26 protein-coding genes are annotated in these 24,909 nt (G+C 44.6%); 10 read left to right on the top strand and 16 right to left on the bottom strand.

Going from position 1 to position 24,909, the window contains the following annotated elements; genetic code table 11:
* The 6 genes from JGK14_RS24890 to JGK14_RS24865 all read left to right on the top strand — a co-directional run.
* A partial coding sequence (locus JGK14_RS24890; RefSeq protein ID WP_293180113.1) for a hypothetical protein occupies positions 1-188 on the top strand: 188 nt, incomplete at its 5' end.
* A 128-nt stretch (positions 189-316) separates the two neighbouring features.
* On the top strand, positions 317-838 hold the full coding sequence (locus tag JGK14_RS24885; RefSeq protein WP_006633075.1) for a LabA-like NYN domain-containing protein: 522 nt from the start codon (positions 317-319) through the stop codon (positions 836-838).
* 214 nt (positions 839-1,052) lie between these two features.
* Positions 1,053-2,693 (top strand): 2-isopropylmalate synthase, encoded by a 1,641-nt coding sequence (locus JGK14_RS24880; RefSeq protein WP_293180116.1) that lies wholly within the window; start codon positions 1,053-1,055, stop codon positions 2,691-2,693.
* A gap of 137 nt (positions 2,694-2,830) precedes the next feature.
* Positions 2,831-3,631: a class I SAM-dependent methyltransferase gene (locus JGK14_RS24875; protein WP_293180119.1), complete on the top strand. Its 801-nt coding sequence runs from the start codon at positions 2,831-2,833 to the stop codon at positions 3,629-3,631.
* A gap of 345 nt (positions 3,632-3,976) precedes the next feature.
* The gene (locus JGK14_RS24870) at positions 3,977-4,294 is read left to right on the top strand and encodes an antitoxin family protein (protein ID WP_293203443.1); all 318 of its coding nucleotides are present in this window, start codon (positions 3,977-3,979) and stop codon (positions 4,292-4,294) included.
* On the top strand, positions 4,288-4,755 hold the full coding sequence (locus tag JGK14_RS24865) for a type II toxin-antitoxin system VapC family toxin (RefSeq protein ID WP_293203445.1): 468 nt from the start codon (positions 4,288-4,290) through the stop codon (positions 4,753-4,755). Before JGK14_RS24870 ends, JGK14_RS24865 begins: the two co-directional genes overlap by 7 nt.
* Positions 4,756-4,859: 104 nt before the next feature.
* Here the strand turns inward: JGK14_RS24865 and hisC are convergent, their stop codons facing one another.
* The 4 genes from hisC to JGK14_RS24845 form a co-directional block, all read right to left on the bottom strand.
* Positions 4,860-5,906, bottom strand: coding sequence for a histidinol-phosphate transaminase (gene hisC, locus JGK14_RS24860; RefSeq protein ID WP_293242904.1), 1,047 nt, complete (start codon positions 5,904-5,906; stop codon positions 4,860-4,862).
* Positions 5,907-6,000: 94 nt separating this feature from the next.
* Positions 6,001-6,714, bottom strand: coding sequence for a glycerophosphodiester phosphodiesterase (locus tag JGK14_RS24855; RefSeq protein ID WP_293242906.1), 714 nt, complete (start codon positions 6,712-6,714; stop codon positions 6,001-6,003).
* Positions 6,711-7,565, bottom strand: coding sequence for an alpha/beta fold hydrolase (locus tag JGK14_RS24850; protein WP_325315602.1), 855 nt, complete (start codon positions 7,563-7,565; stop codon positions 6,711-6,713). Before JGK14_RS24850 ends, JGK14_RS24855 begins: the two co-directional genes overlap by 4 nt.
* A gap of 301 nt (positions 7,566-7,866) precedes the next feature.
* Positions 7,867-9,156, bottom strand: a complete 1,290-nt coding sequence (locus JGK14_RS24845; RefSeq protein WP_293242912.1) for an esterase-like activity of phytase family protein — start codon at positions 9,154-9,156, stop codon at positions 7,867-7,869.
* Positions 9,157-9,177: 21 nt separating this feature from the next.
* On the opposite strand from JGK14_RS24845, the gene JGK14_RS24840 reads away from it, so the two are divergent.
* Positions 9,178-10,509 carry a tetratricopeptide repeat protein gene (locus JGK14_RS24840; protein ID WP_293242915.1) on the top strand — a complete coding sequence of 444 codons (1,332 nt, stop codon included), beginning with the start codon at positions 9,178-9,180 and terminating at the stop codon, positions 10,507-10,509.
* Between the two features lie 159 nt (positions 10,510-10,668).
* Here the strand turns inward: JGK14_RS24840 and JGK14_RS24835 are convergent, their stop codons facing one another.
* From JGK14_RS24835 to JGK14_RS24820, 4 genes are all read right to left on the bottom strand, one after another.
* On the bottom strand, positions 10,669-11,190 hold the full coding sequence (locus tag JGK14_RS24835) for a GNAT family N-acetyltransferase (RefSeq protein WP_293326500.1): 522 nt from the start codon (positions 11,188-11,190) through the stop codon (positions 10,669-10,671).
* Between the two features lie 222 nt (positions 11,191-11,412).
* Positions 11,413-13,515 (bottom strand): VWA domain-containing protein, encoded by a 2,103-nt coding sequence (locus JGK14_RS24830; protein WP_293206314.1) that lies wholly within the window; start codon positions 13,513-13,515, stop codon positions 11,413-11,415.
* Positions 13,516-13,521: 6 nt separating this feature from the next.
* Complete coding sequence (locus JGK14_RS24825) at positions 13,522-13,683, bottom strand: GNAT family N-acetyltransferase (RefSeq protein ID WP_293180282.1); 162 nt, start codon at positions 13,681-13,683, stop codon at positions 13,522-13,524.
* Positions 13,684-13,738: 55 nt separating this feature from the next.
* A complete protein-coding gene (locus JGK14_RS24820; RefSeq protein WP_293219167.1) occupies positions 13,739-14,272 on the bottom strand; it encodes a GNAT family N-acetyltransferase in 534 nt (177 codons plus the stop codon).
* 202 nt (positions 14,273-14,474) lie between these two features.
* Between JGK14_RS24820 and JGK14_RS24815 the strand changes: the two genes are divergently transcribed.
* Positions 14,475-16,520 (top strand): ABC transporter ATP-binding protein, encoded by a 2,046-nt coding sequence (locus JGK14_RS24815; RefSeq protein ID WP_293180152.1) that lies wholly within the window; start codon positions 14,475-14,477, stop codon positions 16,518-16,520.
* A 176-nt stretch (positions 16,521-16,696) separates the two neighbouring features.
* Here JGK14_RS24815 and JGK14_RS24810 read toward each other — a convergent pair whose 3' ends face one another.
* The 8 genes from JGK14_RS24810 to JGK14_RS24775 form a co-directional block, all read right to left on the bottom strand.
* On the bottom strand, positions 16,697-16,915 hold the full coding sequence (locus JGK14_RS24810; RefSeq protein ID WP_293180155.1) for a hypothetical protein: 219 nt from the start codon (positions 16,913-16,915) through the stop codon (positions 16,697-16,699).
* Between the two features lie 27 nt (positions 16,916-16,942).
* Positions 16,943-18,160, bottom strand: coding sequence for a DNA double-strand break repair nuclease NurA (locus tag JGK14_RS24805; protein WP_293180158.1), 1,218 nt, complete (start codon positions 18,158-18,160; stop codon positions 16,943-16,945).
* A gap of 394 nt (positions 18,161-18,554) precedes the next feature.
* Positions 18,555-19,349, bottom strand: a complete 795-nt coding sequence (locus tag JGK14_RS24800) for an HAD family hydrolase (RefSeq protein WP_293212729.1) — start codon at positions 19,347-19,349, stop codon at positions 18,555-18,557.
* Positions 19,350-19,396: 47 nt separating this feature from the next.
* The gene (locus tag JGK14_RS24795; protein ID WP_325315601.1) at positions 19,397-20,137 is read right to left on the bottom strand and encodes a DUF928 domain-containing protein; all 741 of its coding nucleotides are present in this window, start codon (positions 20,135-20,137) and stop codon (positions 19,397-19,399) included.
* Positions 20,138-20,412: 275 nt separating this feature from the next.
* Positions 20,413-21,147, bottom strand: a complete 735-nt coding sequence (locus JGK14_RS24790; protein WP_293192848.1) for a DUF928 domain-containing protein — start codon at positions 21,145-21,147, stop codon at positions 20,413-20,415.
* A 143-nt stretch (positions 21,148-21,290) separates the two neighbouring features.
* A complete protein-coding gene (locus tag JGK14_RS24785) occupies positions 21,291-22,028 on the bottom strand; it encodes a DUF928 domain-containing protein (protein WP_293192845.1) in 738 nt (245 codons plus the stop codon).
* A gap of 258 nt (positions 22,029-22,286) precedes the next feature.
* Positions 22,287-22,430, bottom strand: a complete 144-nt coding sequence (locus JGK14_RS24780; protein ID WP_293147648.1) for a DUF928 domain-containing protein — start codon at positions 22,428-22,430, stop codon at positions 22,287-22,289.
* Positions 22,411-22,578, bottom strand: a complete 168-nt coding sequence (locus JGK14_RS24775; RefSeq protein WP_293147650.1) for a DUF928 domain-containing protein — start codon at positions 22,576-22,578, stop codon at positions 22,411-22,413. Before JGK14_RS24775 ends, JGK14_RS24780 begins: the two co-directional genes overlap by 20 nt.
* Before the next feature lie 311 nt (positions 22,579-22,889).
* On the opposite strand from JGK14_RS24775, the gene JGK14_RS24770 reads away from it, so the two are divergent.
* Positions 22,890-24,662: a CHASE2 domain-containing protein gene (locus JGK14_RS24770; protein ID WP_325315600.1), complete on the top strand. Its 1,773-nt coding sequence runs from the start codon at positions 22,890-22,892 to the stop codon at positions 24,660-24,662.
* Positions 24,663-24,686: 24 nt separating this feature from the next.
* A partial coding sequence (locus JGK14_RS24765; protein WP_442921479.1) for a helix-turn-helix domain-containing protein occupies positions 24,687-24,909 on the top strand: 223 nt, incomplete at its 3' end.

The raw sequence follows: 24,909 nt of genomic DNA, 5'->3' as shown, positions 1-24,909 counted from the left end.
GCCACAAGCTTGAGGGTCTAGAGGGATATTTGAATGTCCCACTGTCGCCCTTTTGGGTGGGCCCGAATCCCCGTCGCTTTAGCCCTGGGGAGGTTCAAACCACAGCCTCTACCGAGTTACTGAGAGTCGGGTTTTTGAAGGTTGGTCGATCGAATCCAAGCACCCCTAAAAGAGCCCTCTGGCGGTAGAGGCAAAAATATGAAATACTGGGGGGATGGAGTTTTCTGAAGTTTAATCTATTGCCTCAGTTAGCTCCATATTGCTAAAATGTGATATTTAGATTAACTTCTTTCTACAATTATTAGGTCTAAGTTCTATGACAAACTTAATGAACCGCCTTTCTATTTTTGTGGACGGGAACAATATGTTCTACGCTCAACAAAAGAACGGCTGGTTTTTTGATCCACGCAGGGTGCTCGAATATTTCAAAACTTCGCAGCCAAATGTCATCTTGATCAATGCTTTCTGGTATACGGGTTTGAAAGACCCCCAAGATCAAAGGGGATTTCGAGATGCTTTGATCAGTCTGGGTTACACGGTTCGCACTAAGATTCTTAAGGAATATTACGATGATGCTTCGGGCCGATATTCTCAAAAGGCTAATTTAGACATAGAAATTGTGGTTGATATGTTTAATACGGTGGATCAGTACGACCAAGTTGTGCTATTTAGCGGGGATGGAGATTTTGAGAGGGCGATCGAGCTACTGCGATCGAAAAATACTCACATTACTGTGGTATCTACCGAAGGAATGATTGCTAGAGAATTGCGAAATGCTACTGATAGGTATATAGACCTAAATGAAATTCGGGAACATATTGAGAAAATGGATTATTAGTCAGTTGACAGTTGACAGTTGACAGTTGACAGTTGACACCCGAACCAGTCCGATTTCATTAATCATTAGTTATTGGTCATCAGTCATTAGTCAGGCGTTATGGGTTATTGATTATTAATTATTCGTTATGGGCGCGAAACACCAGACTGGTGACTGGCACTAATTGCCCAGAATAGGGGACAAGTAAAAATCAGGACAACACTTTTTTAGAGCTATGAAAACTCAACCAAGTCAAGACCGGATTATTATTTTTGATACGACTTTGCGGGACGGAGAACAATCTCCGGGGGCATCTTTGAATGGGGACGAAAAGCTAACTATTGCCCGTCAGTTAGCGCGATTGGGCGTGGATGTGATTGAAGCAGGTTTCCCTTTCACTAGCACGGGAGATTTTGAGGCTGTCCAAAAAATAGCTCGGACTGTTGGGACGGAAGATGGGCCGACAATTTGCGGTTTGGCAAGGGCGCGCAAGCCGGATATTAAAACAGCAGCCGAGGCGATTAAACCAGCGGTAAATTCGCGAATTCATACGTTTCTGGCTACGTCTGATATTCACTTGGAATATAAGCTGAAAAAGACGCGGGCTGAGGTTCTGGAAATTGTGCCGGAAATGGTGGATTATGCTAAGTCTTTTGTGGATGATGTGGAGTTTTCGCCGGAGGATGCTTGTCGTTCCGATCGCGAATTTTTGTATCAGGTTCTAGAAAGGGCGATCGAGGCCGGGGCGACTACTGTGAATATTCCCGATACTGTGGGCTACACAACTCCCAGCGAGTATGGGGATTTGATTCGGGGAATTAAGGAAAATGTGCCGAATATCGATCGGGCAATCATCTCGGTTCACGGTCACAATGACTTAGGATTGGCGGTTGCTAACTTTTTGGAAGCTGTAAAAAATGGCGCCAGACAGTTGGAATGCACGATTAACGGGATTGGGGAACGGGCGGGAAATGCGGCTTTGGAAGAGTTGGTAATGGCGCTTTACGTGCGGCGCCAATATTTTAATCCGTTCTTGGGAAGACCTGCGGATTCTGACGAACCCCTGACAAATATTGACTCGCGCCAAATTTACAAAACTTCCCGCTTGGTTTCCAATTTGACTGGGATGTTGGTGCAGCCAAATAAGGCGATTGTGGGAGCAAATGCTTTCGCCCACGAGTCGGGAATTCACCAAGACGGGGTGCTGAAAAATAAGCTGACATACGAGATTATGGACGCTGAGTCGATCGGCTTAACGGAAAATCAAATTATCTTGGGCAAATTATCCGGCCGCCACGCATTTCAAACTCGGTTGAAAGAGTTGGGTTTTGAAATGGCAGATGATGAGCTAAATAAGGCTTTTGTCAAGTTTAAAGATTTAGCCGACAAGAAAAAAGAGATTACCGATTGGGATTTGGAGGCGATCGCCAATAACGAAGTCCACCAAGCACCGGAACTTTTCCGGTTAGAATTGGTACAGGTTTCCTGCGGGGACAAATCGCGGCCGACAGCCACGGTTACTGTGCGGAATCCGGCGGGCGAAGAATTGACCGATGCTGCGATCGGCACCGGCCCTGTAGATGCGATTTACAGGGCGATTAACCGCGTGGTAAACGTACCAAACGAGTTGATCGAGTTTTCTGTACAATCGGTAACAGCGGGCATAGATGCGATCGGCGAAGTAACAATTCGCTTGCGCCACGAAGGGAAAGTATTTTCTGGACACTCAGCCAATACTGACATCATCGTCGCCTCCGCCGAAGCATACATCAGCGCCTTAAATCGGCTGTACGTGTCATTGCAGCCTAATCCTGAAAAATCCTCCGAACAGCCAACTGCGATCGCAAATCAAGTTGTCGCAGAAGCACAGCGCTGATAAATTGATTCTCAGCCATCCTTGCTAAAATACACCGCAGGCGAACGCCCATCGAAGCAGATAAATCTCAATAAATCTGCGTTAATCCGCGTTCATCTGCGGTTTCATTTTTTTTACCAACAACAAACATTAAAAAAATGCAAGACGAAACTTTAAAAAAAGAGCGACAATTCCACGATGCTTGGGCATCCACAATCGATGTTGACGGCATCCGTGTCAACGATTACTTTGAAGCTTGCACCGCCCCAGAAAATAGATTCATCGTCCAGCACATGGGCGATGTCACGGGTAAACGCCTCTTGGATTTAGGCTGTGGCGCCGGAGAAAATAGCATTTATTTTGCGAAGAAAGGTGCACATTGTGTGGCGGCTGATTATTCTGAGGGCATGGTGGAAGTGGCCATGAAATTGGCAGAGATAAATGGCGTAACAATCGAAGGTTGTACGGTGAATGCCATGGCGCTGGATTTCCCTGACAATAGTTTTGATATTGTTTACGCTTCTAATTTGCTGCACCATTTGCCGGAACCAGAAAAAGCGATTCGCGAAATGTACCGCGTCCTGAAACCGGGCGGCAAAGCTTGTTTTTGGGACCCGATGAAGCACAATCCGGTGATTAATGTTTACCGCAGAATGGCGACCGAGGTGCGGACTGAGGATGAAACTCCTTTGGACATTAATATTGTCAAACTTGTCAAGTCTTTGTTTTCGGAGACGGCTTACGATACGTTTTGGTTGACATCGTTGTGGATTTTTTTACGCTTTTATTTGATTGAAAAAGTGCATCCGAATGATGAGCGTTATTGGAAGAAGATTATTATCGAACAAGAGAGATTGAAGCCGGAATATTCTCGTTTGGAAGGGTTGGATGGGTTTTTGAAGAAGTTGCCTTTGATGAAGCGGTTGGCTTGGAATTTGGCTGTGGTGGCAACGAAGTAATACCAATTTAATGTGAAGTTGCATATATCTCGATCCCCCTAAATCCCCCTTAAGAAGGGGGACTTTGAGCGCTTCCTGTCCCACCCTACAACCAGGGGGGCTAGGGGGGATCGGAATTCTATGCAGCCTCATAAAAAACTGGTATAAGATGATTTTAGTGGTAGGGTGCGTCAGTTTTGAGATGATAAATCACCACCGAAAGTATGATTCTGACGCACCATTGGCGATCGGGTGTGTCAGTTTTGAGATTGTGGGTTTGTAGCAAAAATAATCGTAGCTGACGCACCCTACTTCAAGCTATAAAAGAAGTACAATAAGTCTAAGCATTTAATTAAGAGGCTAATTATGCCAGAAACTATTACTGCTGTCTACGAAAACGGAGTTTTTCGACCCTTGAGTTCCGTGTCTTTCCAAGATGGGGCAACTGTACAAATTAACATTGTAGCTGATGTTTCGCTGGAAGAATTGAAGGACGATCGCGAAAAGGCGATTAAGTTGATGGATGTACGAGGATTGGTGCGTTTTCCCAAAAAACAGAATAAGCTCGATCGAGGCGAATTAATCAAACGCGAGCAGCAGTGGCGCGAATTGATGAAAAAAATGGAACCGCTACCAGGTAAGCCTCTGTCAGAAATCATTATCGAGGATCGTGGCCCGTGGTAAATGCTTATTTTCTCGATACTAGCGCTTTAGTCAAACGATATGTGCCTGAAATAGGCAGTGACTGGATTTTATCGATTACTGATCCTGCTACCAACAGCGATTTAGTTATTAGCCAGATTACTTGGGTGGAGGTACACAGCGCCTTTGCACGCCGTCTGCGGGATGGAAGTTTGTCTGCGGAGCGCTTTGATTTAATTGTGCAAAAAGTTAGGGAGGATTTTGAAAATGAATACCGAGTCATAGATATAAATCCAACTTTGATAGAAACAGCCACCGAATTGGTGATTCAGCATCCGCTGCGGGCTTATGATTCTGTGCAGTTAGCATCAGCTTTGCGGTTTCAATCTACTCTCATTTCGGTGTCGGAAACTCAACTGGTTTTTGTTTCGGCTGACAACAGACTGCTGAATATTGCTCAGTCTGCCGGATTGGCGATCGACAATCCTAATAATTATCCATAATCAAACGGTTGGTAGTGAGGAATGCGAGTCCTCCGATAGATGCGGACTGAAGTCCTCACTACGAACCTGATGCGGACTGAAGTCCTCACTACGAACCTGGTTATCTAGAGGATTTCTTTCAAGGTTTTAAGTAATATTTGATTCTGTTCTTCTGTACCTATACTAATTCGCAATTTATCGTCCAATCGCGGCTGATTGAAGTATCGAATCAATATTCCCCGTTCTTTGAGTGTTTGATAAATCCTTTCTGCATCGCCGTTGGGCGGCCTGACTAACAAAAAGTTGGTTTGCGATCGCCAAACTTCAAAGCCTAAGTCCTGGAAACTAACGGCTAGTTTTGCTCTGGAAGCCTTGATTTTGTCGGCGTTGGCTGTTTTGTGGTCTGAATCTGCGATCGCCCCCGCCGCCACCGCATAGGCTATAGCATCAACATTGTAGCTGTCTTTGATTTTATTTAATTCAGCCAACAGTGCCGGATTTGCGATCGCAAAACCTAATCTCAATCCTGCTAGGGAATAACCTTTGGAAAGCGTTCTCAAAATTATAACATTACTGTACTTTTTGGTCAATTCCAAAGCATTATTTTCGGCAAAATCTACATAAGCTTCATCAATGACCAGAATGCCGGATAATTCTTGAGCAAGTTTCTCCAAATCTGCCACAGATATCGCTGTTCCCGACGGACTGTTTGGCGAAGCTATAAATGTCACAGCACCTTTAGCTGCTATTAGCAAATTAACGGGTAATTTGTAGTCATCTGGATAGGGAACTTCGACAAATTTTGCATCTTGAATTTCTGCCAACGTGCGGTACAATACATAGGTAGGTGAGGGACAAACAACGGGTTTCCCAGCTTCGCCCACAGCACGAACTATCAAATTTAATAAATCATCGCTACCGTTACCTACCAAAATCCAATCTTCAGGAACCCCCAAAGCTTTACTAGCGGCGATGCGGAAACTTTTACCAGTTGGATCTGGATAGCGCCGCAGCATTTCTGGGTCTATTTCCTGAAGCATTTTTAAAGCTTTTGGAGAAGGCGGATAGGGATTTTCATTAGAATTTAGTTTAATAATTTTTGTGCCAAGCGGTGGCTGTTCTCCCGGTACGTAACCGGACATTTCGTGGATGCTTTGGCGAAAATAATTCATCTATTAATTGAGTTTTGTGGAACAGGCAATGAGTTTTGTGGAACGGGCATCTTGCCCGTTCTCGATCGTGGTGCAAGATGTCAAGTGATACAAATCATATCAAACAATTAGTGACAATCCGAGTTACACCCAAATCAATTAACTTTTGCATATTTGCGCGATCGTCCACTGTCCACGCTACAATGTCAACTCCTTGATTGCGGGTTTCTGGAATTAGTGCGGGATTTTCCAATAAAACACGATACAGGCTGGTAATCAAGTTATCGCGATGGGCGACAGCTTGAGACAATTGAGTTTTATATGCTTCTAGATTAGCAACGATGTGTCCGATCGCCAAATCGCCATTTAGCCGCCGCACTTGTCCGAGAAATTTGTCGCTAAACGAGGTAATAACGCATTTTTCTTGAATTCCTGCACGGTGCAAAGTATTGACAAACTCCGCAACTTCTGTATCCGACCATTCGCAGTGAGGCTTGACATCAAAATAGAGAAATTTGTCAACATTCTTGAGGATAGCTAAGGCTTCTTTGAAGGTGGGGATTTTTTCCCGTGAAAATTCATCGCTGAACCATTTACCAGCATTGAGTTTCTGCAAGTCTGACAGGTTTGTTTCCCTGACTTTACCAGAAACTCCGGTGATTCTATCCAGCGTGGCGTCGTGGAAAACGACGGGCACACCGTCAGCCGATAGCTGGATGTCAAACTCGATCGAATCGGCTTTGCGGGCGATCGCCCTGGAAAATGCTGCTAAAGTGTTCTCAGGGGCGATCGCCGAAAATCCCCGATGTGCAATAATTTCTAAATTCACAGTGTTGCGCCCTCTAAAAAATCTGCCACGGTTTGATTGAAACTATCCGGTTGAGTCAAAAAACACCAGTGATTCCCCGGTACTTTGACAATTGTCAGATTTTGCAAGTATGTTTTGTAGGGCTGCATTTGCCAATCCATGCGATTTACGCCTGTTTCCGGCTGTACAAACAAAGTAGGAATATCAATATTTTCCGTTAAACCGGCAACTTCCATCACTTCGGTAAATATCTGATTTCTGGCGGGAATCACAAATTTACTTCCCCAACTTCCATCTAATTTTTGTTCGATTTGGTTTTGGAAGATCATTTGTTGCACTTCACTCCAACCTGCGTATTCTCCCGATTGTTTGGCGGCTGCTTCGGCTTGGGCTAAAGTTGCAAACGGGCCCATACATTTGAGACAGTCTAATTTGCGGTAAACTATTGGTAGACTGAGTTTCATCACAGCGGGCAGTTTGCTGATGAAGATTGGGTCTACTAAAATCATACTCGAAATGCGATCGCCATTTTGCCGCGCCCAAATTAATGTTAGTTTTCCCGTCCAAGAATGTCCGACAATGTGGGCATTTTGCCAGTTGAGGTGTGCCATCAAAGCTTCCAAATCTGCGATCGCCCTTGCAAAAGTATAGCCGGTTTCCGGTTTGTCACTCTCTCCGTGGCCGCGCATATCTGGCGCTACAATATGATAGCGGTTCGACAAGTAATTGCCCAAGCTCGTCCAGACACACCCACTATCTGCTAAACCGTGCAACAGTAGCAAACGCGGAACTTTTTCTGTCCCTGTTTGTGAGTTCCATTCTAGATAAGAAAGTTCGATATCTGGTAATTTTAAACTGTGGCGTGCAGGCATATAGAATAAGTTTGAAAACCAATTTTTTGACTAATTTCATGAATACGCAAAAGGTTTGTAGTGAGGACTTTAGTCCGCATCCATAAACTAGGACTAAAATGCTCACCAAAAAACTTGCTAGCAAACCAATGACTCCGAGCCAATAGGTTGCTGATACCAAACATCATCAGGGAGCATCTCATTGTTGCAAAAAATATTTTTTATTGTAGTGCGAGCGTCCCCGCTCGCGAGTATTGCAGGACTCGCGAGCGGGGACGCTCGCACTATTAAATGCAAAACTGAGATGCTCCCCATCATCATCCTAAATTTTACCTTTTAAACTCAACAAAATAAACTGAGTTTTCTGAGCTTCCTCAAAATTATCATCGCTCACCAAAACCACACTTTGGCTACCATCTGGCAAACGCGGGCCGAGAGTCATTCCCTCTAAATTGTACAGCGGAATTCCGAGTTCATTCAAGTCTAATAGTAACTTTTTCCTCACAGGTTCAACCATTCCTAGTTGCCCCTTAAAACTTTCGATTCTAGAAGTATCTGTCGCCGCCCCAACAGCTACTTGATAAATTTTAGCACCGTATCCCGATATCCCAAAGGAACGCTCTAAACTCAAAAATTGACCTCCACCAATCGTTACCAATTCTGTTAATTCGTTCAAAACAGTCATCGGAACTTCGTCTAGCTGGTAAAGATTTTCCGAGACTAATTGCGGAGTTTTATCGACGATGATATAATGTAAAAGACGGAGTTTGCTTGCCTGTTCTGGGTCTAAATCTTGAATTAACGGCGCTGCTGTCGCTGCAAACAACCTAAACGGATCTAAACCGCCCGGACTAAAGGTTTCTGGGTCGATACTCAAGGATTCAAAACCTAAACTTTTCTGGACTCCTTGCTGTTGTTGTTCATCGTTGGTATCGGGGATGTAACGCTTGGGAATTGGCAAATTTCCTCGCAATTTCCCGGTAGTGAGGTCAAATTCTCCGACAAAAGGAGGGCTGGCTTCGCTGGCGACAAATACTGAATTCCGTGGAGACAGGGCGATACCTTCGGGATTGATGGAACCCCAAAGGAAGGTTTCACCGTCTGCTTTTTTGAGGGATGTAACGCCTTCAACAGAAACTTTTTCGAGGCTAATATTGGCTGGATCGCTGGATTTAAGATCGAGTCGGAGACTGTAAAATCTGGCTTCTCCGTTTTCGCTTTTGTCGTCGGAAAGGGCGTAAAAACGATAAGCCTTGGAAGTAACACCACTAATACCTTTGGCGTCGTAGGTGATGCCTGATAAACCGCCGACTGGCGATCCTTCAAAGTTGATTTTTGGCAATTGGTACTCGCCCAAAAAGCCTAGGGATATTTCAGGAAAAGAGCGATCTCTAGCAACGGCGGGAGGGGCCGCGCAAGCTGTGCATACAGTTAGGAAAATTAGAGCTAAACTGAATAGGCGCAAAATGCGTTGGCGAAGCCCGCCCCTACGGGGGCTACGCCAACGAAGAGGATCGCCCAAAGCCTGTAAATTCCAATAATTGCTCAGTGCGGTAAGTTTTATTTTGTTGCTATTGTTGAACAGTTGGCTTGTGTGCCATCTTTGTGACATAATTTATACCGTTTTGTAAGTATGCAAAACTTGATGTTTCGTGCAGGGCTGCCGAATGGTGGCAACCAAATTTTAAGAATGAGAAATTCTTTGCCAATTGGGTGCTTGCTTTTCTGGCTGTGTACTGGTTCAATTGCTAGCGCCCAAACTAATCCACCACCCCTCGATCAATTTTCTCCTAATCCTCTAGAACTTACCACACCCGATCCCCTAAAACCCGCTACTGAATCTTTGAGTAGCACTCAGCGGGAGGATCTGAGTGCAGCTTTGGAAAAGCTAAGCTTAGAAGCAGCGGCTAAACTGCAAGCTGGAGATGGGGCTGGTGCTTTTGATATTTGGTTTCGAGAATTGCGACTGCGCCGATATCTTGGCCCGGCGGCGGAAATTGCTGCTTTGAGTCGGGTGGGAAGTGTGGCTTGGAGTAGCAATAAAAACCTGGAACTTCAGCTTATTACTAAACGGCTGCAAGCAATTCACAAACAAGTTAAATCGCAAGTGCCGGTAAATACTGAGTTGCTTCCGGTTTTGGCTGCGGCTTTTGGGCAGGTGCGCGCTAAAGGCCCGATCGTAGAAGTTTACCAACAAATCCTCGAAAATGCGCGCCAAAATCAAGATATATTGGCTCAGGGTCAGACTTTAAAGGCGATCGCACTTGTTCACATCAATTGGCTGAGTTACGATAAAGCGGCTCCCGTGTATGAGGAATTGGCAACTTTAATTCAGGAAAACCGCGCTGTATTTGCTGCTAATGCTGCTGTACCAAATTCTGCTGTAACGGCGGGAAATGGCGCGCCACCACAGCCTGTAACTCCTCCGACTGAGGTGGATACTCTGAGACAGTTAGCCTACGTTTACCAACAGTCGAAACAGCCCCTAAAGGCGATCGCAGCCCGGGAAAAACTAGCATCTGTGTATGTCAACCTGCAAAACCCGGCTGCGATACCACCGCTCAAAATTGCGATCGGCACCGATTACCAAACTATAGGTCAAATCAACTTAGCAGCTCAATACTATCAGGAAGCCTACAATTTAGCCGTCCCCATTCAACAGTACGCCCAAGCTAGCGAAGCTTTGGATAAATTAGCACTGCTTTATCGATCGCAAAAACAGCTAGAACCGACTGTGCGAATCTATCAAATGCAGTTGTTGTTGGAAGAACGGGCTTACAATTGGTACGGATTGATGAGTGCTTACGACAATCTCGGTCAAGTTTATCAGGAAATGAAGGATTACAAGAAAGCTTTGGAAGCTTATCAGAAGGGGTTGGAAGTGGCTAAAAGATTGGGACACAGAAAAGAGTATTTTGACAAGAAGATTATTAAGGTTAACAAGCAATTGCAACGGACTTCGTAGTTGTCCGCAGACAATAATGCTAATTTGTGATTGTGATGCGAGTAATTTAGGGAACATCTCAGTTTGGTATTTATAGTGCTGTCCCCGATCGCGTATTGTACAATACGCGAGCAGGACAGCACTCAAAGAAAAATGCTTTTTACAAAAATCAGATTCTTCCTACGAAGATACTGCGGACTTGTAAGTTTCTCGAAAAATAGAATAATACAATACATCAATTTCGTAATAACGAGCATTTTTTTCATATTTCATGCCAACTTTCTGTATCACCCGCTGGGAGGCGATATTTTCCGGGCGGGCGATCGCAACTATTCTCTCCAACTTTAATATGTTAAATCCATAGTTTAGACTAGCAAAAGATGCTTCTGTCGCCAATCCTTGATTCCAATAAACTTTATCAAACGCATAGCCAAGCTCAACTTCCGGTGTCTTGTCCAGAAAAGCCAGCCCGCAGCGACCAATCATTTTACAATCTATTTTATGTACTACAGCCCACATTCCGAAGTTATTTTGTTCCCAACGTTGGAGCATAGCATGAATGGCGCTTTCTGTTGCTTCTCTAGTTCTAACTCCTGTCAAGTATTTCATTGTTTCCGCATCACTGTAAATACGGTACAGATCGTCTAAGTCATCTGGCGTAAATTGCCTCAGATACAATCGGGCTGTCTCTATCTCTTGCATGATGGACAATCACTATTCTAGCAGGAAAATTGAAGGCATATCCTGGGGGTTCATCTCTATGAGTGCAAGGGCGAAGCATTTCGGCAAACAATTTGTTAGTCATAACCAGAGATTTATTGCCGAAATGCTTCGCCCCTACGAATATATTTGCATAAAGTGAGATGCACCCGAGGCTTGTAACAAATAGATGGGTAAAAGCAAGGTAACTCACACCCTACAAAACTACTTTACTCCTATCTTTGCTACTAGCGTTTTGCAGTTTTCAACTAAACGAATGAACTCTGCCCGATAGCCTTCCTTGTCTTCACCTTTCGCCTGACTAGCTAGCTTCAATACTTGATCGAAATTAGCTGCTCCCTTGTACTCAGAATCTCTCAAAACCATCCCGAAAGCAGCTACAGCAGCAGCAAATCTGAAGTTAGCAGAGGCATTTTCTAGTTTCACAGGTTTGTCGATTACTGACTGCGTAATTAACTGACTCACTGTCTCATTGGGGTTTTTGTAACGCAACTTTACCTGCATCAATTCATCAGTTTGAGAGGTAGAAGCAGTGGCTGGATTCGGTTGATATTTTAATGGATCGACCTCCGGCAATTTGACATCGCTGGCGACACCAACCGGAATAATTTCGTAAATTGCCGTTACCGAATGTCCCGCACCTAATTCACCTGCATCTTTTTTGTCATCGTTAAAGTCTTGATTTTGCAAAACTCTATTTTCGTAACCAACTAAACGGTAAGCTTGAACTTTAGCTGGATTGAACTCTACTTGAATTTTCACATCTTTGGCGATGGTAAATAGCGTGCCTCCCATTTGAGTGACTAGCACTTTTTTGGCTTCCAACAAACTGTCGATATAAGCATAATTGCCATTACCTTTATCGGCTAGCTGTTCCATTTTTGCATCTTGCAAATTGCCAGTACCAAATCCCAAGACGCTCAGAAAGACTCCTTGTTCTCGTTTTTCTTCAATCATCCGCACGAGTTCGCCATCGCTGGAAACGCCAACATTAAAATCGCCGTCCGTTGCCAGAATAACGCGGTTGTTTCCTTGTTTAATAAAGTTGTCTTTAGCAACTTTGTAGGCTAGTTGAATGCCTGCTCCGCCTGCGGTAGAACCACCTGCTTCTAGCTTGTCAATGCTATCTAATATCTTTTCTTTTTGGTTGCCCGGTGTTGGAGGCAAGACTAACCCGGCGGCTCCGGCATAGACTACAATAGTGACGCTATCTTTGGCTCGCAATTCGCTGACGAGATATTTCAAAGATGCTTTGACTAACGGCAATTTGTCGGGCGAATTCATGGAACCGGAAACATCGATCAGAAATACGAGATTGTTCGGCGGTAAATTTTTGGTGGAAATGCTTTTTCCTTGCAAACCAATGTGGACTAATTTGTGTTGGGGATTCCAGGGAGCATTGGCGACTTCTGTATTAATTGAAAAAGGTCGATCGCCCTTTGGCTGCGGATAGTCGTAGGTAAAGTAATTAATTAGTTCTTCGAGGCGCACTGCATCTTTGGGCGGCATCACGCCGCTGTTGATAAAGCGTCGGACATTGCTGTAGGATGCTGTATCGACATCGATGCCAAATGTGGAAAGCGGGTTGTTGCTAGCCCGCTGATAGGAGTTGTCATAAATGCGGTTGTATCCTTCGCGATCGAATTGTTGGGTTTGGGCGGGCAAGGCTGTGGTTGTAGGTGATGGTAGTGGAGTTACTGGCTGATTAATGCCGCCAAAATTTCTAGTTCTTAATGTATCTTGTCCTATAAGATTCCCAGAAGTGCGACTGTCAAGGTTAAGTCTCACTCGCTGAGGGGCTGTTTGGGGAGAAGGCGCTGGTAAAGGTACAGAATTGGGTTCTGAAAGGGGGGGATTTCGATTTTGTTCCAATTCACCACTACGAGCTTCTAATGCGTCAACTCTACCCCGCAGCGTCGCTAATTCAGGGGCGAATTCAGTCTGTAAACGTTGGACTATGGCTAAATCTTCTGGGCCGACTTTTGGCGTACCTGCTGCGATCGCCCGATCGACGTTTACCAAACAACTATTTAAACTTACCGCAAACTCAGAGCGTTTTAAAGGTCGATCGCCTAAAGTAGTACCAACTGGGGCGACAATCGGGCAACTGTAGCGTTTTGCTAAGGATAGTAGTGCCTGAAAAGCCCAGCTACTCGGTGCAATGTCAGCCGATTGAGAGACATTTGTGGGAGTTGGTGCGTTGGTTTGGCGATCGACTTCCAGGGCGATCGCACTTTTAGGATTCATCCAGCAAAAAGTTAAAATTACTGGACTTAGCACCACTATTTGCAACAAAAGTTTACGCATAGATTTTTACTCCTGAGAATATTGCGATCGCGATATTGAATAACATACTACATCAGTTTCATAATAACGAGCGTTGTTTTCATATTTGAAACCAACTTTCTGCATCACCCGCTGGGAGGCGATATTTTGGGGGCGGGCGATCGCAACTATTCTCTCCAACTTTAATATTTCAAATTTTGTCTGGCTAAAAATATTTTAGTTGGGTTTCGTTTGAGGTAAAATATTAGAGTCTTGCGATCGCATAATATACTCGATCGCGACCGCAATCGTCAAAAATGTGCTGGTATTTCATCCCCACTTTTTCCATTACCCGCCGCGAGGATCTGTTTTCGGTATCTGCAACTGCAACAACTTTGTCTAGTTTCAATACTTCAAATCCATACTTGAGCGTCGCCGCTGCAACTTCCGATGCTAAACCTTTCCCCCAATACGCTTTTGCTAACACGTAACCGACTTCTACTTCAGATGTTTTGCCTAAGAAGCGAAGCCCCCCGTCGCCGATCAATTGGTTATTTTGTTTGTTGACAACAGCCCACAAACCGAAACCATGTTTTTCCCAATCTCCGATTATCTGAAATAAATCTGCTGCTGTTTCTTCTTTATTTCTGACGCCTTCGCTCAGATACTTCATCACTTCCGCATCGCTGTAGATGCGGTACAGCTCATCTAAATCGTCTGGAGTAAATTGTCTCAGATACAATCTAGGTGTTTCTATCTGTCGGGACAAAGAATTTACTGTAGCTGTAGAAGATTCCATGATTTAACTGACTGTATTTGCTACAATTATTGCTTGGATATATTCTACAGGTTTTCTGCTTAAAGACCGATCGAACTTCCAGCGCCCACCCGCGCTACAAGCTGCGGAGCAAAAAAGCTCACTATCCTGAGCAAAAGCCCCCTAATTTACCAGCAGGCTCGCTTCTGCAATCTAAAATCTAAAATCTAAAATCTAAAATCGAATGACCATTTCCTCACCAGTAGCAGACACCGAAAACCAACCCCGCCGCGATACAGACTGGCGGTTATTCCTGAGGTTGGCATCTTACGCAACCCGCAGCAAACGCTTGCTGATTATTTCGATCGCACTATTAGTACCGCTAGCAGTCTCAGGAGCAATTCAACCGATTCTGATCGGACAGGCAATTTCGGTAATTCGAGCAGAACCTACCTATCAATTTTTACAGGGATTGCCTTTATCTACTGCATTAAATGTTTTGGCAGTCTTGCTGATGCTAACTATAACATTTAGATTGGGACTGCAATCAGTTCAAGGATATTTAGTCACAAAAGTAGGGCAAATTATTACTACTGATATTAGAAATGATTTGTTTGTACACGTCACCTCGCTAGCGGTGCGATTTTTCGATCGCACTCCAGTAGGCAGATTGATGACGCGCCTCACCAGTGACGTGGAAGCTTTGGGAGAGGTTTTTTCCTCAGGGGCGATCGGGATTGTCAGCGATTTATTTTCAATATTAGTAATTGCCATTTTCATGTTTACCATGCAATGGCAACTAGCTTTAATGTTGGTATTAATGATGATCCCAATTGCCGCCATAATCATTTATTTTCAGAACCAATTTCGCATAGCAAATTACACCACCAGAGAAGAACTTTCCGATCTCAACGCCCAACTGCAAGAAAACCTGACGGGTATTGGCGTAGTGCAGCTATTCCGCCGGGAAAGATTCAACTCAGAATTGTTTAACGTTACCAATAAATGCTACATTAAAGCAGTTGATAAAACTATCTTTTACGACTCAGCCGTATCTGCAACATTAGAATGGATTGCTTTAGTGGCGATTGCAGCCGTTTTGTGGATGGGCGGTCAAAGCCTTCTGCAAGGTACAATTAACTTTGGTACTCTGTCTGCATTCATTTTATTTGCTCAGCGTCTCTTCGATCCGCTGCGGCAATTTGCCGAGAAATTTACGGCTATTCAAGCAGGATTTACCGCAGTCGAACGGATTAGCGATATTCTCAACGAACCGATCGAAATTAAAGATCCAATTAGCGGGGCGAAGGAAGAAGGAAAATGGAAGAAGGAAGAAGGAAGAGGGAAGAAGCAAGAAGGAAGAGGGAAGAGGGAAGCAGGAAGAAGGGAATATTATTCGCCGTTGCTGATGGCCGGTCATCCAGAGGCACTTGCTTATAATTTATCTTCAAATGAGCCAGAATTGGTAGAAAGTAATCAAACTCCTGTAACTTCTGAATATCGCCTATCAGCTAACAATCAAAAATCCCTAGTTGCTCATGCCCAATCAAAGCAAGCTGCATCCGGAGAAATCCAATTTGACAATGTGTGGTTTGCTTACAAAGAAAACGAATATGTTCTGCAAGACCTCAATTTTACCATCAAATCCGGCGAAAAAGTAGCATTAGTTGGCCCTACTGGTGCAGGCAAAAGTTCGATCATCCGTCTCTTGTGCCGCCTTTACGAGCCCACCCGAGGACGGATTCTGATCGATGGTATAGATATTCGCGATTTACCTCAAGCAGAATTGCGGAGACACGTAGGTGTTATTATTCAAGATGGCTTTCTATTTGCTGGCGATGTGAAGAGCAATATTAGCCTTGGCGAAAGTTACTCGATGGAGGAGATTCGAGCAGCAGCAGAAAAGACGAATGTTGCTCGTTTAATTGAAGAATTACCTCAAGGTTATGACACGCAATTGCGGGAAAGGGGAACGAATCTTTCGGGGGGACAAAAGCAGTTGTTAGCGTTTGCTCGCGCCGCCATTCGCAACCCCAGTATTTTAGTGCTCGACGAGGCGACTGCTAGTTTGGATGTGGGAACGGAAGCTTTGATTCAAGAGGCTCTGGAGCGTTTGATGGCGGACAGAACGGCTATAATCATTGCTCACAGGCTCTCGACTATCCGAAATGTCGATCGCATTTTGGTGCTCAAACGCGGGCAGTTAGTAGAATCTGGCAGCCACGAAGAGTTGTTGCAGCAAGAAGGTTTGTATGCTAGTTTGTACAAGCTGCAAATGCTGGGAAGTTAGACAGTTGACGGTTGACGGTTGACAGTTGACAGTTGACAGTTGACAGTTGACAGTTGACAGTTGACAGAAGGAAGTAAGGAGAAAGGAATATTTTTCCTAAAGTCGGCAGATTTGCGGTTTTAGATTTTAGATGAGAGAACAAATCTGAAATCTAAAATCTGAAATCTAAAATCGGATTACCTGCCAAAAATTATTTTCCCAAGGGTTTGTGGCAGGTGAGTGATGTGTTGAAAAAGTTGATTTGGCCCGATACCAAACAATAACTGCATCGCCAGCACAATTGCTGCTAGAGCAATCGCTGTACCAACGCTGGCTTTCAATACTTTAAAAGCCCAATTAAATACCAGCCAAGAAACAAGTAAGGAAGCAATTAAGATAATTAACTCTATTGGCATATAACATTTTTAACTCTTATTTTTAATTCAAGCAATACTACCGCGCTTCCGGGTTTCCTTATTAGAAATACCGACATTTTTTAAACCTGCTTTAATCATTTGCTGCTCTAACAAAGCAAAAAAGCTACTTCGATCGCCTCCGGTGACTACTGCTTGGTTGTGGGCTTCTGCTAGCGTCACGGGATAGCCGCCGCCTTTGTGTACTTGAGCTAGCATCATTCCTAAGGCTAAATCTAGCTCTGTCTTATCTTGTGCTACCCATTCCGGAACTTCTATTCTAGCAATTTCTGTGCCAACATGAACGTAACAAAAATAGATGGGATTGAGACCGTATAAATCTAAAATTCGAGCGTGGGATTTCCACAACGGGCTTCTTTGTCCGGGTAGCAGGATTGTGGCCCACAAGACGGAATCTCGTAGGGGTTCAAATTCTTGACAAGGTGCTTTTTCATCGAAAGCACTGGTGGCAGAAAATCCGACGTTGGGGCAGTTTGTCATGCAGTCTGGTACTTCGTGGGTGCAAGCTTGAAACCGCAAAAAAGATAAGCTTTCGGTGCTGCGAGAAGCGCTCAAGTATCCTAATAGGGGAATTTTTGCTACGCGCAATTTGTCCCAAGCTTCTAAAATTGGTTGCAAAATTCGATCGCGCGCTTCGCTAGGTAACTGTTCCAAAAACCAATAAATCAGGGAACCATCTACCATTGCCAAAGTTGGCGCGGGTAGTTGATTGTCGTTAAATTTTGCCCAATTGCAGCCCATTTCCGCGAGGGCGATGGCTTCGGAAACGGCGCGCCGGTATCCCATCCACTCTTCGGTTCTAATTCCCCACTGGCGCGAAGCATACAAGTCTTCTGGTTTGTAGAAAACTTCGGGCACGCTGTCTAATACTGGGTGGCGGCTTTGGCCGTAGTGCAGCATGACTGTACCGACGTTGATCAGGTAGCAGTAGGCGATTTCGTGATGGCTGGGTGAAATTTGCGATCCGTCTGTGGCGAAGACTGTGTGGGCGGCGGGCGGTGCGGTGATGTAGGTGCGATCGGACAATGGCTCGATCGGCGTGGCTGCATTGAATAAAGTGCGATCGCTCCAACTCTCTTGCAATTCTACCAATTTTTCTTGTCCCACTGCCGCCTGTTCCAGCAAATTCTGAGCCACTTGCAAACGCTGGCGAGCCGCCAAAGCCTCCACATTCAAATGCTGGCTCATTCCCTGCATTGCTTTGGCTGCTTTAGTTAAATCTAGCATTGGTTTTAAGTCTCAGATTGGTGCGATCGTTCGGAATGCAAGTCCTCGGGAAAAGAAGGACTAAAGTCCTCACTACGAACCTGGAAAGAAGGACTAAAGTCCTCACTACGAACCTGGAAAATAAGGACTAAAGTCCTCACTACGAACCTATTTTATTACAGTCACCGACAAAAAAAAAATCGATTTTTTTTGTCGGTATGCTTGATTTTTTGGGGAATTCCTGTTATATTTATATCATAATGGAAATATATTTAAAAATATTATTTTTGCAACCATCCCATTATATAAAAATACCATACCAGCGCCGCAAAAGTCAACAAAAAAAGTGTAAAATTTGGGGATTTTTTTTGACTCTGCTAAGCGAAAAAAAATCTCCCTCCCAACAAGTCTAAGATCAACATTCGTCAGGCAGCCAATCGACAAAATCTCCGGCAAACTGCGACAGAGAAAGCAATTGAACAGGTGGATTTTGAGCCACAGATTCCCGTTCTGCCAAAGTATTGTAACCCCAGTCAGCCAAAAACAACCTCACCTGAGATAAATCCGGCTGCTGCTTCACCGAGACCAAAGTTTTTAACCGATCTTCCACAAACCAAATAGTCGTATCTTTGCCAGAAGCTGCCAAAAATTCCCGCAATATTTGGTGTTTCGGCTTGTTGTATTCCTTGCCAAAAATTAACTCCGACGGCATTTGTACGCCCGCTAGCTGCAAGAGTTCCCGCACAAAACGGCCTTCCTTGGTGGTGACGATCGCGACTTTGACCGAACTATCCTGTAACGAGTGCAGGCGATCGGCTATTCCGGGATAAAAGCGGTGCAAAGACAGCCACCCAGCTAAATCCTCAGCAATCCAATTATCGCGCAGTCCGTCTAACATTGCGCCGACAGACTGGGGTTTTAAATTATTTTCGGTCAATAACTGCGGGACAATGTTTGGCCAGTCTAGCAAAATTTGCTCTTCGGTAATTCCTGTCAGCAGTGCGCGAATCAGCAGGGGCATTTCCCAACCGGTTTCGATGGCTGGCCTCACTCGGTAAAAACTCAAAGCTAAATCTGCATCGGGGACTATTTCGACTGATTGCCAGATTTGGCAGTAGGTACGCCAAGCGGTTTGGAAATATTCGATTAGTCCGTCACAAATTACACCGTCAAAATCAAGGGCGAGAATTGTTGGAGAGTTATTAGTCATCAAGCGAGTTTAGATTTTAGATTTTAGATTTGGCTAAATAGTCTCGATTAAAAAGACTGAACTAGGGGTTGATCGGCAACTGCTTCGAGTTTTTGGGACTTCAACAATTGCGTCCACTCTGCTTTCAGCATCGGATCGTCAGGAGCTTGTCGCCGCATTTGGGCTAGGGTAGAAATAGTATCGTACCAAATCCCATTTTTAGCATAGGCGATCGCCAAGGCCATCCGATCGGGATTTGCCAAAGTTTCCTTAAGAGTTGGCTGTGGTTCAATACGCTGCACAAATCCTGTCACCAGATAATCCTCGGAATAATCTTGATTGCAAGGCACTGACAACGACCACTGATAGGGCTGGTTAAGTTGAAGAGATGTTTGGCCATCGCCTTTTTTAGGAATATTGATCTCAACTATCCCTGGTTTGTCAACCTTGAAAGTAGTTTGGTAAACCTCGTTATTTTTGCCATCGTAAGTTTGTAAAGCAAACTCGATTTCTTGAGTCGCAGCAGAAGAAATGTCAGCCAAAAATGTTGGGATTTCTGCTACGGTTAAACCAATATTGCTTTTAGGTATTAAAGGAATAATAGATACATCCTTCACACAACCTCCGCTTCGATGAGTCCCTGCTACTCTACTATTGGGTGCTGTAACATCTGGAGGTTTGAAATTAATATTCTGACTCAGGAGAATTTGTGCAGGCAGTGCCTGCATCGGTGGCAGTAAACTGGGGAGAGTAAGTGCGATCGCAAATACGGCGATCGCCAGTGCAACCCCATTTAGAAAACGTTTCATTTTTTAACGGCATAGCAGGAATGTTGGGCCTGGCATTTTTACCAGAAAGAATTGGTTTAAAGCCCGCCCGCCCGATCGGGAGAAATTAAAAGAAGACTATTCATTACTCCAATCCTCTTCCTTCGAGGTAGAGGTCGCTCTCAACTGTCAAGCGGTCAACTGTCAACTGAATGAATCATCCCTAGGAGTTTGAATCGCAGCGGGCGATCGGCTTAATTTGTCAATCTTCAGATTCTCATAAGAAGGACAAATTAAGCCTTGAGAAATCGGGACGCTTAAAGAGGCTGAACTAGGGGTTTATCGGCGACTGCTTCGAGTTTTTGGGACTTCAACAATTGCGTCCACTCAGTCTTCAGCCGCGCATCATCGGGTGCGACACTACGCATTTGGGCTAAAGTCGCCAGAGTCTCGTACCAAATGCCATTTTTAGCATAAGCGATCAGCTTCGCCCTCGGGTCGGGATTTGCCAAAGCGCTCTTGAGAGTTCCTTGCGGTTCAACTCGCTGCATCCATCCTTTAATAATATAATCTCCCGATCGTTCCTGAGGATCGCAAGCCAGTGCAAACGACCAGACATATCGCTTACCAACCTCAATATTTTTTGTCTTACCTTTGTCAGAAAGGCTAACTCCCACAATTCCAGCTTTGTCAACTTTCAAACTAGATTCGTAGACTACTTCGGATTCATCTTCGTTTAGCAAAACAAATTCTACTTGAGCCGCCGGTTGAGAAACATAGACAAAAAATGTTGGCGACTCTGTTAGGGTTAAGCCAATATTGCTTTCAGGTATTAAGGGAGTAATCGATAAACCATCCTGCAACTGACAGCCTCGATGCGCTCCCCCTTGCCGGTTCTCGGGGGCTGTGACCTCTGGGGGTGTGAAATTAACATTCTGACCCAGGGGAGTTGGTGCAGGGACAGCCTGCATCGGTGAAAACAAGCTGGGGACAGTAATTGCGATCGCCAATACAGCGATCGCCAGTGCAGTAAAATGTAGAAAACGTTTCATTTTTTTCACCAGATAGAATAAAATCAGGGTTCGGATTTTTACTCCAGACTAGGAGTAAGAATCGCAGCGGGCGATCGGTTTAATTTGTCAATCTTCACAGCCTCAGAAGAAGGACAAAAGAAAGCCTTGAGAAATAGGGAGGCTTAAAAAGACTGACCTAGCGGTTGATCGGCAACTGATTCGAGTTTTTGGGACTGCAACAATTGCTTCCACTCGGCCCTCAGACTCGCATCATTGGGTGATCCTCGCCGCATTTGGGCTAGAGTACCAATTGTATCGTACCAAATATTATTTTCAGCATAAGCGATAGCCCTAGCCATAGGGTCAGGATTTGCCAAATTTTTCTTGAGAGTTTCCTCGGGTTCAATGCGCTTCACAAACCCTTTAACAAAATAATTTCCCGACGGATCGTCATTGCAAGCCACGGAAAACGACCACTGATACCGCTGGTTAACCTCCAGAGTTTTTTTGCCCTCCCCTTTGTTGGGAATACTGACTTCTATTATCCCCGGTTTGTCAACTTTGAAAGTCGTTTTATAAGCATCGATTCCTTTTCCATCGTCAGCTTGCAATGTAAACTCCACTTGAGTCGAAGGGTGAGAAACATAGGCCAAGAATGTTGGCGATTCTGCTATGGTTAAACCATCATTGCTTTTAGGTATTAAAGGAACAATAGATAAATCCTGCGGACAAGCATTCCCTCGATGCGTCGCCGATTGCCTGTTGTCGGGGGCGTCTACATCGGGAGGTTTAAATTTAACATTCTGACTCAGCAGCATTGGTGCAGGCACTGCCTGCATCGGTGGCAGGAAACTGGGGACACTAAGTGCGATCGCACATACAGCGATCGCGAGTGCAGTAAAATGTAGAAAACGTTTCATTTTTTCACCAACCTTATAGATATATTATAGATCGCGTCTCTACTGTTAGTCTGGAGTTCTCAGCCCGGGCGCGATCCGGTCAAGTTTTGATTGTTCGCATCGCCATCAAAAGAAGGAAAAAAGTTCAATAAATAGCGATTTTTAAAGAGACTCAACCAGCGATTGACCTACCACTGATTCCAGTCCTTGGGACTGAAACAATTAGGTCTACTTGGCTCTGGGTCTCGCATATCTCGGTGTCTGTCGCCGCATTTGGGTTCAAGTAGCGAGAGTTTCGTACCAAATCTCATTTTTAGCATAAACTTCGAGCCACGTCATCGGGTCGGGATTTGCCAAATCGCTATTGAGAGTTGGCTGGGGTGCGATGCGCTGTACGAACCCTTTAACAACTGTATCTGCCATCTGCCGATCGAGCGTCTGGTTCGCAAATCATCGAAAACGATCGCACGTAACGCTTGCCAACTTCTAGTGATTTGTTGCTGTCCCCCGTAGCGAGAATGCTAATTTCAACAATCCCGGATTCATCAACTTTAAATGTTTTTTGGTACATAAATTTTTTCTCCCTGCTGGCGACCAATATTTTTGAGAAGCTAGTCTCACACCGCAGATACAGAATTTGAACCTTGACAAATCAATAACATTAATTAATTGGAGCTGCAACTGGATTCTGGGGACGGTAAATCCAGCGGTCGAGGTCGCGACTGTTATTCCATATACATTTCGCTGGTAGCGAAATGTAAAGTTTTGTTACAAATCGGTCGGAGTTTCCGGGTGTTCTAAGATGGAGGAAGTCTCGTGTAGGTGCCGACAAGCAACATAACTGCTGTTCGGTGAAACGAGTCAAAATTTTATATTGTGGCAATGACTAAAATATCTAACAAATTTCTATCTGACAAAATTCGTTCGGCAGCGGCTCAATTGAGTCAACTGTATAAACCATCACTAACAGTTGTTAGCTCTGTATTAATTGCCACCGCGGCAGTAACATTATCGTTGGTCGGGACTAGACACCTAGGAATACTGGAACCAGTAGAATTAAGCGCTTACGACCAAATGCTGAGATGGCGTCCCGACGAAAAGCCAGACCCGCGCTTGCTAATTGTGGGGATTACCGAAGCAGATATTCAGAAACTAAAGCAATGGCCGATATCCGATCGCAAAATAGCTGAAATATTACAAAAACTAGAAAAAATGCAGCCGACAGTCATCGGCTTAGATGTACTGCGAGATGTACCTTTAGGAGAGGGGCGTGAGGAATTAACTAAAGTTTTACAAAAAAGCGATCGAATTATCGGGGTATGTTTAGTCACCGACGGAGGCCCCGACACTCCCGGTTCTCCCCCTCCTGCGGGAATGTCAGCAAACCGGGTGGGATTTGCAGATTTTGGAATCGATCCGGGCGGCATACTCCGCAGGGCTTTATTATTTATGAAACCACCGATAATTAAGGGCGATAATTCGGTAGAAAAACATCTTTGCAATGACAATTCTCAAGTTTTAACTTCCTTCAACCTCCAGCTATCACTCCGCTACCTGCAAAAGTATAAAATTTTTCCCAGACTGGCAGCAGATCAATCTTTATGGCTGGGAAAAACCAAATTTAAAAAATTAAAAAGCAATGACGGAGGATATAGCAATGTCGATGCGAGGGGATATCAAATACTAATTAATTATCACTCCAGGAGCCAAGTCGCAAACAAAGTCACAATTACCGATGTTTTACAAGGGAAAGTCAGTCCGAATTTAGTTAAAGATAAAATAGTGCTGATCGGTTACACCACAGAAACCGTTAAAGATGTATTTTATACTCCTTACAGTGGGCAGCAGCAAAAAAACCAATTCATGCCGGGGATCGTGGTACACGCACAAGTAATTAGCCAAATTTTGAGTGCTGTTTTAGACAAGAGACCGATGTTTTGGTTTTGGCCGGAATGGGCAGAAATCCTGTGGATTGCAGGATGGTCAATTGTGGGAGGAACCATGGCATCGCGGATGGCTCACCCATGGAAGCTGGCGCTGACATTCGCAGCAATACTGTCGGGGTGTGGCGCGATCGGTTTTGGGATTTTTCTGTTGGGAGGGTGGGTGCCTGTAGCAGCGCCAGCCTTAGCATTAATTCTAACTGGTGGCAGCATTGTATCAGCAGACAGATTTAATAAATCGGCATACGGGAAAGCAATTACCGATCGCGTAAAACAAGTATTCAAAATCGAAATAGACCAAGCCCAAAAAGAACAACAAGTTGCAGACATTGTAGAATCAGATTTCTTTAAAGAATTGCAGCTCAAAAAAGATGAACTCAAAAGTAGCAAAAAAGATACCTCTGAAAAAACTCCGTCGGATCCCCAAGAAATAACGCTCGGTGCTGCGGCTCTTCCCCAGGCCCAAAGCGAGGCAGACGAATTCTTAGCTCAGTTGCAGCTAAAAGCCAAACAGCAGAAGCAGCGGGCCGCCGCGACTGCATCGGAAAGCGACTCAAAAACAGAAAGCGCGATCGATCCTGGCGCGAGTGCTAGTTCTGGCGAAACCGAACCTGATGAGGGGTTCAGCGATTTGCAAGCCAGGGCAAAGCAGATGCGGCAGCGCCGGAACGCAGACAAAAAGATCGAAGAGCAAGACTTAAGTGGCAAATAGTTTGCTAAACTTATCTAAAGTTGATTGCTGAGAGTCAGTTCCATGTTTGCCGTCAAGCGAGCGCTCAAATTGAATAATCAAGAAGCGACCTTGATGGCAAAACACGCAGGATTTCGGCGCGTGGTATTTAACATGGGTTTGAGCCTGCGAGTCCAAATGTACGGTGCAGGTGAGTTTTCCGACTCAAAGGTCATCAACGAAATCAAGAAAGTTCTCACTAACTACGTCAAGAAACAACCTGAATGTG

Origin of the sequence: Microcoleus sp. PH2017_28_MFU_U_A (assembly GCF_020738035.1) — a bacterium.
GTDB lineage: Bacteria > Cyanobacteriota > Cyanobacteriia > Cyanobacteriales > Microcoleaceae > Microcoleus.
This window is presented reverse-complemented; position numbering and strand designations above follow the sequence as displayed.

Excerpts from the sequence above, each read along its gene's own strand:
- JGK14_RS24885 (WP_006633075.1), top strand. The coding sequence starts at position 317 with ATGACAAACTTAATGAACCGCCTTTCTATTTTTGTGGACGGGAACAAT.
- JGK14_RS24880 (WP_293180116.1), top strand. The coding sequence starts at position 1,053 with ATGAAAACTCAACCAAGTCAAGACCGGATTATTATTTTTGATACGACT.
- JGK14_RS24875 (WP_293180119.1), top strand. The coding sequence starts at position 2,831 with ATGCAAGACGAAACTTTAAAAAAAGAGCGACAATTCCACGATGCTTGG.
- JGK14_RS24870 (WP_293203443.1), top strand. The coding sequence starts at position 3,977 with ATGCCAGAAACTATTACTGCTGTCTACGAAAACGGAGTTTTTCGACCC.
- hisC (WP_293242904.1), bottom strand. The coding sequence starts at position 5,906 with ATGAATTATTTTCGCCAAAGCATCCACGAAATGTCCGGTTACGTACCG.
- JGK14_RS24850 (WP_325315602.1), bottom strand. The coding sequence starts at position 7,565 with ATGCCTGCACGCCACAGTTTAAAATTACCAGATATCGAACTTTCTTAT.
- JGK14_RS24845 (WP_293242912.1), bottom strand. The coding sequence starts at position 9,156 with ATGTCACAAAGATGGCACACAAGCCAACTGTTCAACAATAGCAACAAA.
- JGK14_RS24840 (WP_293242915.1), top strand. The coding sequence starts at position 9,178 with ATGCAAAACTTGATGTTTCGTGCAGGGCTGCCGAATGGTGGCAACCAA.
- JGK14_RS24835 (WP_293326500.1), bottom strand. The coding sequence starts at position 11,190 with ATGCAAGAGATAGAGACAGCCCGATTGTATCTGAGGCAATTTACGCCA.
- JGK14_RS24830 (WP_293206314.1), bottom strand. The coding sequence starts at position 13,515 with ATGCGTAAACTTTTGTTGCAAATAGTGGTGCTAAGTCCAGTAATTTTA.
- JGK14_RS24820 (WP_293219167.1), bottom strand. The coding sequence starts at position 14,272 with ATGGAATCTTCTACAGCTACAGTAAATTCTTTGTCCCGACAGATAGAA.
- JGK14_RS24815 (WP_293180152.1), top strand. The coding sequence starts at position 14,475 with ATGACCATTTCCTCACCAGTAGCAGACACCGAAAACCAACCCCGCCGC.
- JGK14_RS24810 (WP_293180155.1), bottom strand. The coding sequence starts at position 16,915 with ATGCCAATAGAGTTAATTATCTTAATTGCTTCCTTACTTGTTTCTTGG.
- JGK14_RS24805 (WP_293180158.1), bottom strand. The coding sequence starts at position 18,160 with ATGCTAGATTTAACTAAAGCAGCCAAAGCAATGCAGGGAATGAGCCAG.
- JGK14_RS24800 (WP_293212729.1), bottom strand. The coding sequence starts at position 19,349 with ATGACTAATAACTCTCCAACAATTCTCGCCCTTGATTTTGACGGTGTA.
- JGK14_RS24795 (WP_325315601.1), bottom strand. The coding sequence starts at position 20,137 with ATGAAACGTTTTCTAAATGGGGTTGCACTGGCGATCGCCGTATTTGCG.
- JGK14_RS24790 (WP_293192848.1), bottom strand. The coding sequence starts at position 21,147 with ATGAAACGTTTTCTACATTTTACTGCACTGGCGATCGCTGTATTGGCG.
- JGK14_RS24785 (WP_293192845.1), bottom strand. The coding sequence starts at position 22,028 with ATGAAACGTTTTCTACATTTTACTGCACTCGCGATCGCTGTATGTGCG.
- JGK14_RS24780 (WP_293147648.1), bottom strand. The coding sequence starts at position 22,430 with ATGGCAGATACAGTTGTTAAAGGGTTCGTACAGCGCATCGCACCCCAG.
- JGK14_RS24775 (WP_293147650.1), bottom strand. The coding sequence starts at position 22,578 with ATGTACCAAAAAACATTTAAAGTTGATGAATCCGGGATTGTTGAAATT.
- JGK14_RS24770 (WP_325315600.1), top strand. The coding sequence starts at position 22,890 with ATGACTAAAATATCTAACAAATTTCTATCTGACAAAATTCGTTCGGCA.